This window comes from Mycobacterium sp. NGS26, assembly GCF_059813025.1.
On sequence record NZ_JCALDU010000003.1, the window covers coordinates 699,180 to 708,449 of the forward strand.

Annotated in this window: 7 protein-coding genes and 1 pseudogene; all 8 read left to right on the plus strand. The window is 72.7% G+C overall.

The window, feature by feature from the left end; all coding sequences use genetic code 11:
* The first annotated feature begins 11 nt into the window (after window positions 1-11).
* Entirely contained in the window at window positions 12-443 is a 432-nt protein-coding gene (mraZ, locus tag AC5Y6X_RS14365; protein WP_324678738.1) for a division/cell wall cluster transcriptional repressor MraZ, read from the plus strand.
* A complete protein-coding gene (rsmH, locus tag AC5Y6X_RS14370) occupies window positions 418-1,590 on the plus strand; it encodes a 16S rRNA (cytosine(1402)-N(4))-methyltransferase RsmH (RefSeq protein ID WP_499987023.1) in 1,173 nt (390 codons plus the stop codon). Before mraZ ends, rsmH begins: the two co-directional genes overlap by 26 nt.
* Entirely contained in the window at window positions 1,587-2,696 is a 1,110-nt protein-coding gene (ftsL, locus tag AC5Y6X_RS14375; RefSeq protein WP_499987024.1) for a cell division protein FtsL, read from the plus strand. The genes rsmH and ftsL overlap by 4 nt, the downstream gene beginning before the upstream one ends.
* A complete protein-coding gene (locus tag AC5Y6X_RS14380) occupies window positions 2,693-4,723 on the plus strand; it encodes a peptidoglycan D,D-transpeptidase FtsI family protein (RefSeq protein WP_499987025.1) in 2,031 nt (676 codons plus the stop codon). The genes ftsL and AC5Y6X_RS14380 overlap by 4 nt, the downstream gene beginning before the upstream one ends.
* A 47-nt stretch (window positions 4,724-4,770) precedes the next feature.
* Window positions 4,771-6,357: a UDP-N-acetylmuramoyl-L-alanyl-D-glutamate--2,6-diaminopimelate ligase gene (locus AC5Y6X_RS14385; protein ID WP_499987026.1), complete on the plus strand. Its 1,587-nt coding sequence runs from the start codon at window positions 4,771-4,773 to the stop codon at window positions 6,355-6,357.
* The gene (locus AC5Y6X_RS14390) at window positions 6,354-7,910 is read left to right on the plus strand and encodes a UDP-N-acetylmuramoyl-tripeptide--D-alanyl-D-alanine ligase (protein WP_499987027.1); all 1,557 of its coding nucleotides are present in this window, start codon (window positions 6,354-6,356) and stop codon (window positions 7,908-7,910) included. Before AC5Y6X_RS14385 ends, AC5Y6X_RS14390 begins: the two co-directional genes overlap by 4 nt.
* Window positions 7,907-8,986 carry a phospho-N-acetylmuramoyl-pentapeptide-transferase gene (gene mraY / locus AC5Y6X_RS14395; RefSeq protein ID WP_499987028.1) on the plus strand — a complete coding sequence of 360 codons (1,080 nt, stop codon included), beginning with the start codon at window positions 7,907-7,909 and terminating at the stop codon, window positions 8,984-8,986. Before AC5Y6X_RS14390 ends, mraY begins: the two co-directional genes overlap by 4 nt.
* Before the next feature lies 1 nt (window position 8,987).
* Window positions 8,988-9,270 (plus strand): annotated as a pseudogene (gene murD / locus AC5Y6X_RS14400) (UDP-N-acetylmuramoyl-L-alanine--D-glutamate ligase); the annotation flags it as partial.

Sequence of the window (9,270 nt, forward strand, 5' to 3'; positions counted from 1 at the left end):
GAGGTGAGCTGGTGTTTCTCGGCACCTACACGCCCAAGCTCGACGACAAGGGGCGGCTGACGCTGCCCGCCAAGTTCCGCGACGCGCTGGCAGGGGGGTTGATGGTCACCAAGAGCCAAGATCACAGCCTGGCCGTGTACCCGCGGACGGAATTCGAGCAACTGGCCCGACGGGCGAGCAAGGCCCCGAAGAGCAACCCGGAAGCCCGGGCGTTCCTACGCAACCTGGCCGCCGGCACCGACGAGCAGCATCCCGACGCCCAGGGGCGCATCACCTTGTCGTCCGACCACCGCCGCTACGCCAACCTCTCCAAGGACTGTGTGGTGATCGGCGCGGTCGACTACCTCGAGATCTGGGACGCGCAGGCCTGGCACGACTACCAGCAAACCCACGAAGAGAACTTCTCCGCGGCCAGCGATGAAGCACTCGGCGACATCATCTGAGGCGCATGCCCGTGCATCGTGGCCTCTGCCCGAACCGACCCTGGCGTACTTCCCCAACGCCAGGTTCGTACGTTCGGACAGGGACCCCGGTGCCTGGGCGTCGCGCCCGACCAGGGGAGGTGTTGCGGTGCTTGACGATCCGCGAGACTTCGGGCACGTGCCCGTCCTGGCAGAGCGCTGCGTCGAGCTGCTGACCCCCGCGCTCACCCGCCACCACCCGGACGGATCGGGGGCGCTGCTCGTCGACGCCACCCTCGGCGCGGGCGGGCACGCGGAGCGGTTCCTCACCGAGTTGCCGGGGCTGCGGCTGATCGGGCTCGACCGCGATCCCAGCGCCCTGGACATCGCCCGGGACCGGCTGCGGCGATTCGACGACCGGGTCACGCTGGTGCACACCCGGTTTGACGGGCTCACCGCGGCGCTGGCCGAATCCGGTTATGCCCCAACGGAATCGGTCGACGGCGTGCTGTTCGATCTCGGCGTCTCGTCGATGCAGGTTGACCACGCGCAGCGAGGCTTCGCCTATGCCCAGGACGCGCCGCTGGACATGCGGATGGACCCGGGCTCCTCGCTCACCGCGGCCGACATCCTCAACACCTACGACGAGACCGCGCTGGCCGACATCCTGCGCCGCTACGGCGAGGAGCGGTTCGCGCGCCGCATCGCGGCGCACATCGTCCGGCGGCGCGCGCACGCCCCGTTGACCTCGACGTCGGAGCTGGTTGCCCTGATCTATCAAGCGATTCCGGCTCCGGCCCGGCGCACCGGCGGGCACCCGGCCAAGCGCACGTTCCAGGCGCTGCGGATCGCGGTCAACGAGGAGCTGGACTCGCTGCGCGGCGCCATTCCCGCCGCCCTGGACGCGCTCGCCGTCGCGGGCCGGCTCGTGGTGCTGGCCTACCAATCGCTGGAGGACCGCATCGTCAAGCGGGCGTTCGCCGACGCGGTCGCCTCGCGCACCCCGGTGGACCTGCCGGTCGAATTACCGGGCCACGGGCCACGATTCCGGTTGTTGACGCACGGCGCCGAACGCGCGGACGCCGCCGAGATCGAGCGCAACCCGCGCAGCGCCGCGGTGCGATTACGGGCCGTGCAACGGGTGCAGCACAACGCCGAAGCGCAGACAACCGGGAAGGGCCACGCATGAAGGCAAAGCGCGACACGCAAAAACGCCGCGCTGTCGGTGACCGCCCTGACCGGCGTGACGGTGCCGCCCGGAAGGTCCGGCGCGCCACCGCCGATGCGGCGCCGCCGCGTCGGCCCCGACCGGCGAGGGGCGCCGCGCCCGCCCGCGAAGCCCGGGCACCCAGGTCCGGCCCGCAGACCGGCCCGATCGCCCGGCCCGTCGAGCGGTCGGCCCGGCCGAAGAGCACAAGCCAGGCCAAGGCGCGCGCCAAGGCCCGGAAAGCCAAGGCGCCCAAGGTCGTCCGGCCGCGGCTGACGGAGCGGTTGGCCAACCGGCTGGCGTCGATCGACCTGCGGCCCCGGACGCTGGCGAGCAAGGTTCCGTTCGTCGTCCTGGTGATCGGCGCCATCGGCCTCGGGCTTGGCCTGACGCTGTGGTTGTCCACCGATTCCGCGGAGCGCTCCTACCAGTTGAGCCACGCCCGGGAGCGCAACCGGCTGCTGCAGCAGCAGAAGGAGTCGCTGGAACGCGATGTGCGCGAGGCGGAGTCGGCGCCGGCGCTGGCCGAGGCGGCCCGCAAGCAGGGCATGATCCCGACGCGGGACACAGCCCATCTGGTCCAGGATCCGGCCGGCAACTGGGTGGTCGTGGGCACGCCCAAGCCGGCCGACGGCGTTCCGCCGCCGCCGCTGAACACCAAGCTTCCCGAACCGGGCCCGCCGCCACCCCCGAAGCCGGCGGCGCTTCCCCCCGAGGTCCCGATCCGGGTGCAGCCGGCCCCCGCTAGTCCCGGTGTGCCTCCCGCGCCGGCGAGGTCGGGCCCGGAGGCGTTGCTGCGCGCGCCGGACGGCTCGACGACGCTGGGCGGCCAGCACCTGCCGCAGGCCGCCCCGCCGCTGCCGGGCATGCCCGGCGGGCCGGCCACCGGGCAGCTCCCCGGCGTGCTGCCCCTGCCGGGCCTGCCGGCCCCCGCGGCTCCGGCGACCGCCCCGGTGCCCCCCGAGGTGTCAATCCCGTTGGGCGGGTTGCCCGTTCCGACGAGCGCGCCCGCCCCGCTGCCGGCCGAGGTGCCGGTCCCGCTGCAACCGGTTGCTCCCGCCGCGACGACGCCGGGTGCGCCCAGGTGAGCCGCGGCGACTCCCGGCGCACGCGCCGGCCGGCGCGCCCGACCCGGGGGCGAGGCGCGGCGCAGGACGCCAAGCATGTCGGGCGCCCCCAGCGGGCCCGCAAGCCGGAAAAGACCCCGAAGGCGCGGAAGGCCAAGGCGGCCACGAAATCCCGCGCGGCGCCCGATGCGGCGGGCCGGTCCGCGCGGGAGCGGCGCACCCGCCAGCTGGTCGAGGTGGGCACCCGCGGTGCGTCGTTCGTGTTCCGGCATCGCGCCGGCAACGTCGTCATCCTGGTGCTGATGGTGGTGGCGGCGGCGCAGCTGTTCGTCCTGCAGGTGACGAATGCCCCGAAGCTGCGGGCCCAGGCCGCCGGTCAGCTCAAGGTCACCGACGTCGAGAAGGCGGTCCGCGGCAGCATCGTCGACCGCAACAACGAACGGCTGGCGTTCACCATCGAGTCCCGCGCGCTGACGTTTCAGCCCAAGCGAATTCACCAGCAGTTGGAGGAAGCCAAGAGGAAGAACTCCGCCGCCCCCGATCCGCAGCAGCGGCTGCGCGACATCGCCACCGAGGTCGCGGCCCGGCTGAACAACAAGCCCGACTTTCAGACCGTGCTGAAAAAATTGCAGAGCAACGACAACTTCGTCTACCTGGCGCGCGCCGTCGACCCCGCCGTCGCCAGCGCGATCTCCGACAAGTATCCCGAGGTCGGCTCCGAGCGGCAGGACCTGCGCCAGTACCCGGGCGGATCGCTGGCCGCCAACATCGTCGGCGGCATCGACTGGGACGGCCACGGCCTGCTGGGGCTGGAGGACTCCCTGGACTCCGTGCTGTCCGGCACCGACGGCTCGGTCACCTACGACCGCGGCTCGGACGGCGTCGTCATCCCCGGCAGTTACCGCAACCGGCACCGGGCGGTCAACGGCTCGACCGTCCAGCTCACCATCGACGACGACATCCAGTTCTACGTGCAGCAGCAGGTGCAGCAGGCCAAGAATGTGTCTGGCGCGCACAACGTTTCGGCGGTCGTCCTGGACGCCAAGAACGGCGACGTGCTGGCGATGGCCAACGACAACACCTTCGACCCGTCGCAGGACATCGGGCGCCAGGGCGACAAGCAGCTGGGCAACCTGGTGGTGTCCTCGCCGTTCGAGCCGGGCTCGGTGAACAAGGTGATCACCGCGTCGTCGGTCATCGAATACGGCCTCACCAACCCCGACGAGGTGCTGCACGTGCCCGGCTCGATCCAGATGGGCGGGGTCACCGTGCACGACGCCTGGGAGCACGGCGTGATGCCCTACACCACCACCGGCATATTCGGGAAGTCGTCGAACGTCGGCACCCTGATGCTGGCGCAGCGCGTCGGCCCGGAACGCTTCTACGACATGGTCCGCAAGTTCGGGCTGGGACAGCGCACCGGCGTCGGGCTGCCCGGTGAGAGCGCCGGGCTGGTGCCGCCCATCGACCAGTGGTCGGGCAGCACGTTCTCGAACCTGCCCATCGGCCAAGGTCTTTCGATGACCCTGCTGCAGATGGCCGACATGTACCAGACCATCGCCAACGACGGGGTGCGGGTACCGCCGCGGATCATCAAGGCCACCATCGCGCCCGACGGCACCCGCACCGAGGAGCCCCGCCCGGAGGGGATCCGGGTGGTGTCGCCGCAGACGGCGCAGACCGTGCGGGGCATGCTGCGCGCCGTCGTGCAGCGCGACCCGATGGGTTACCAGCAGGGGACCGGGCCGGCGGCCGGGGTGCCCGGCTACCAGATCGCCGGCAAGACGGGCACCGCCCAGCAGATCAACCCCGGCTGCGGTTGCTACTTCGACGACGTCTACTGGATCACCTTCGCCGGGATGGCCACCGCCGACAACCCGCGCTACGTCATCGGCATCATGATGGACAACCCGGAGCGCAACGCCGACGGCACACCCGGCCACTCGGCGGCCCCGCTGTTCCACAACATCGCCGGCTGGCTGATGCAGCGCGAGAACGTCCCGCTGTCGCCCGACCCGGGCCCGCCGCTGACGCTGCAGGCCACCTAAAAGGCGAGCCCCTCGGACGCGACGCCCACCGGGTGCGCCTCGGTAGGGTGTCATGGCTGATCATGGGGATCAGGCGGCGCCGGAGGGAGGTGACACACGTGGAGCCCACCGCGTTGCGTCCCGCCGACACCGCGGGCGCGCGGCTGCCGGCGCTGGCGGCCCGGATCGGCGCGGCGCCGGCCGACGGTACCGAGGCGGTACCCGACGTGCCGGTCACCGGCGTGACGCTGCGGGCCCAGGACGTCCGGCCAGGCGACCTGTTCGCCGCGCTGCCCGGCTCGACCACCCACGGCGCCCGGTTCGCCGGCGACGCGATCGCACGCGGCGCCGTCGCGGTGCTCACCGACGCCGCCGGGGTCGCCGAGATGGCCGCCCACGCCGGCGCCGTGCCGACCCTGGTGCACCCCGCGCCCCGCACGGTGCTCGGTGGCCTGGCCGCCGCGGTGTACGGAAACCCGTCGGAGAAGATGACGATCGTCGGCATCACCGGAACGTCGGGCAAGACCACCACGACGTACCTGGTCGAGTCCGGCCTGCGGGCCGGCGGCCGCACCCCCGGGCTGATCGGAACCGTCGGCATTCGGATCGACGGCGCCGACATCCCCAGCGCGCTGACCACGCCCGAGGCCCCCGCGCTGCAGGCGATGCTGGCCGCGATGGCCGAACGCGGCGTCGACACCGTGGTCATGGAGGTGTCCAGCCACGCGCTGACGCTGGGCCGGGTGGACGGCACCGGGTTCGCGATCGGCGCCTTCACCAACCTGTCCCGCGACCACCTCGACTTTCACCCCACCATGGCCGACTACTTCGAGGCCAAGGCGTCGCTGTTCGACCCGGGCTCGCCGCTGCGCGCCCGCACCGCGATCGTGTGCATCGACGACGACGCCGGGCGCGCGATGGCCGCCCGGGCCGGTGACGCGATCACCGTCAGCGCCACCGGCCAACCCGCCGACTGGCGCGCGGTGGACGCGGCGCCGGTGGGGGCCGGGGGACAGGAGTTCACCGCCGTCGACCCCGCCGGCGCGCACCACCGCATCGGCATCCGGCTACCGGGCGACTACAACGTCGCCAATTGCCTTGTCGCACTGGCGATCCTGGACGCGGCGGGCGTCCCCCCGGAGCGGGCGGCGTCCGGGCTCCTGGAAACCCGGGTTCCCGGGCGGCTGGAGGAGATCGACCGCGGCCAGGATTTCCTGGCGCTGGTCGACTACGCCCACAAACCCGGCGCGTTGCGGGCGGTGCTGACCGCCCTGGCGCGCCCGGGACATCGGCTGGCGGTGGTGTTCGGCGCCGGCGGCGAGCGCGACCCGGGCAAGCGCGGGCCGATGGGCGAGATCGCCGCCGAGCTGGCCGACTTGGTCGTCGTCACCGACGACAACCCGCGCGGCGAGGACCCCGCGGCCATCCGGCGCGAGATCCTGGACGGAGCCGCCCGCGGCGCCGCGCAGGTGGTCGAGGTCGGCGACCGGCGGGCGGCCATCGAGCACGCGGTCGCCTGGGCAGGCCCCGGCGACGTCGTCGTGATCGCCGGCAAGGGCCACGAAACCGGGCAGCGCGCCGGCGACCGGACCCGCCCGTTCGACGACCGGGTGGAGCTGGCCCGGGCGCTGGAGGCCCTGGAGGCCCGGCGATGATCGACCTGACCGTTGCCCGCATCGCCGAGATCGTCGGCGGCACACTGGCCGACGTGTCGCCGGAGGCCGCCGCACAACTCCGCGTCACCGGAACCGTCGAATTCGACTCGCGCGCCATCGGTCCCGGCGGGCTGTTCCTGGCGCTGCCCGGGGCGCGCTCGGACGGGCACGACCACGCCGGCGCGGCGGTCGCGGCCGGGGCGGTCGCGGTGCTGGCCGCCCGGCCGGTCGGGGTGCCCGCCATCGTGGTGCCCCCGGTCGGCGAGACCGACTCGCGGGCGGGGGTGCTCGAACACGACGCCGACGGGTCGGGCGCCGCGGTCCTGGCCGCGCTGGCCAGGCTGGCCACGGCGGTGGCCGCCGAGCTGGTGGCGGGCGGGCTGACCATCATCGGGATCACCGGCTCGTCGGGAAAGACCTCCACCAAGGACCTGGTGGCCGCCGTGCTGCGGCCGCTGGGCGAGGTGGTGGCCCCGCCGGGGTCGTTCAACAACGAGCTGGGTCATCCCTGGACGGTGTTGCGCGCGACGCGGGACACCGACTTCCTGGTTCTGGAGATGTCGGCGCGCCACCCCGGCAACATCGCCGAGCTGGCCCGGATCGCCCCGCCCGCGATCGGGGTGGTGCTCAACGTCGGCACCGCGCACCTGGGCGAGTTCGGTTCGCGGGAGGCCATCGCGCGCACCAAAGCCGAACTGCCGCAAGCCGTTCCGGAATCGGGCGTCGTCGTGCTCAACGTCGACGACCCCGCCGTGGCCGCGATGGCCCACGTCACCGACGCCTGGGTGGTTCGGGTGAGCCGGGCCTCCCACACCGAATCGGGGCCCAGCGACGTGTGGGCCGAAAACGTGTCGCTGGACGAATTGGCCAGGCCGCGTTTTACCCTGCACGCGATGGACCCGCGAGGCGCTGCTGAAGCCGAGGTGCACCTCGGCGTGTACGGCGACCATCAGGTCACCAACGCGTTGTGCGCTGGCGCGGTCGCGCTGCAATGCGGCGCCGGCGTCGAGCAGGTGGCCGCCGCGCTCGCCGACGCCGGGCCGGTGTCGCGGCACCGGATGCAGGTGACCACCCGCCCCGACGGGGTGACCGTGATCGACGACGCCTACAACGCCAACCCCGACTCGATGCGGGCCGGGTTGCAGGCGCTGGCCTGGATCGCCCGCGGCGGCGACAACCGCAAGCCCCGCCGCAGCTGGGCGGTGCTGGGCGAAATGGCCGAGCTCGGCGAGGACGCGATAACCGAGCACGACCGCATCGGCCGGCTGGCGGTGCGCTTAGATGTCTCTCGACTCGTTGTGGTGGGAGTGGGGAGGTCGATGAGCGCCATGCACCACGGGGCGGTCATGGAGGGCTCGTGGGGCTCGGAAACCGACCCGGGAGCCGATCGAGGGGCCGTGAACGTGGCCGACGCCGACGCCGCCCTGGCGTTGTTGCGGGCCGAGGTGCGACCCGGCGACGTGGTTCTGGTCAAGGCGTCGAACGCGGCCGGGCTTGGTGTGCTGGCCGAGGCGCTGGCCGCAGACGACCCCGCCGGCGAGGTCGGCCCGTGAGGCAGATCCTCATCGCCGTCGCCGTCGCGGTTGCCGTGTCAATCCTGTTGACGCCGGCGCTGATTCGGCTGTTCACCAAGCAGGGGTTCGGCCACCACACCCGCGAGGACGGCCCGCCCAGCCACCACACCAAACGCGGCACGCCGTCGATGGGCGGGGTGGCGATCCTGGCCGGCATCTGGGCGGGGTATCTGGGCACGCACCTCGCCGGGCTGGCGTTCGACGGCGAGGGCGTCACCGCGTCGGGGCTGCTGGTGCTGGGCCTGGCCACCGTGCTGGGCGGCGTCGGGTTGGTCGACGACCTGATCAAGATTCGCCGGTCGCGCAACCTCGGGCTGAACAAGACGACCAAGGCGGTCGGGCAGGTCACCGCGGCAGTGTTGTTCGGCGCGCTGGTGCTGCAGTTCCGCAACGCCAACGGCCTGACCCCGGCCAGCGCCGACCTGTCCTACGTCCGCGAAATCGCCACCGTCACACTGGCTCCCGGACTGTTCGTGCTGTTCTGCGTGGTCATCGTCAGCGCCTGGTCGAACGCGGTCAACTTCACCGACGGCCTGGACGGGCTGGCCGCCGGAACCATGGCGATGGTCACCGGGGCCTACGTGCTGATCACCTTCTGGCAGTACCGCAACGCGTGCGCCACCGCGCCCGGCCTGGGCTGCTACAACGTGCGCGACCCGCTGGACCTGGCGCTCGTCGCGGCCGCGACGGCGGGCGCCTGCATCGGCTTTCTGTGGTGGAACGCGGCGCCGGCCAAGATCTTCATGGGTGACACCGGGTCGCTGGCGCTGGGCGGCATCATCGCGGGCCTGTCGGTCACCAGCCGCACCGAGATCCTCGCGGTCGTGCTGGGGTCGCTGTTCGTCGCCGAGGTCACCTCGGTGGTGCTGCAGATCCTGGCGTTCCGCACCACCGGGCGCCGGGTGTTCCGGATGGCGCCGTTCCACCACCACTTCGAGCTCAGCGGGTGGGCGGAAACCACGGTGATCATCCGCTTCTGGCTGCTCACCGCGATCACCTGCGGCCTGGGCGTGGCCCTGTTCTACGGCGAGTGGCTGGCCGCGGTCGGTGCCTGACGTGTCCGGGCTGGGCCCGTTGGCGCCCGGGGCGCAAGTGCTGGTGGCCGGCGGCGGTGTCACCGGCAGGGCGGTGCTGGCCACCCTGGGGCGGTTGGGGGTTCGGGCGACCCTGTGCGACGACGACCCCGAAACGTTGCGCGGGTACGCCGACGGCGGGGTCGCGACGATGACCACGGCGGCGGCCGCCCGGGAGGTCGCGGGCTTTGCCCTGGTCGTCACGAGCCCCGGCTTCGCGCCGACGACGCCGCTACTGGTCGCCGCCACCGCGGCCGGCGTGCCGA

Bases quoted from the DNA above. Each gene is read 5' to 3' on its own strand.
- rsmH (WP_499987023.1), top strand. From the start codon at position 418: ATGAAGCACTCGGCGACATCATCTGAGGCGCATGCCCGTGCATCGTGG.
- ftsL (WP_499987024.1), top strand. From the start codon at position 1,587: ATGAAGGCAAAGCGCGACACGCAAAAACGCCGCGCTGTCGGTGACCGC.
- AC5Y6X_RS14390 (WP_499987027.1), top strand. From the start codon at position 6,354: ATGATCGACCTGACCGTTGCCCGCATCGCCGAGATCGTCGGCGGCACA.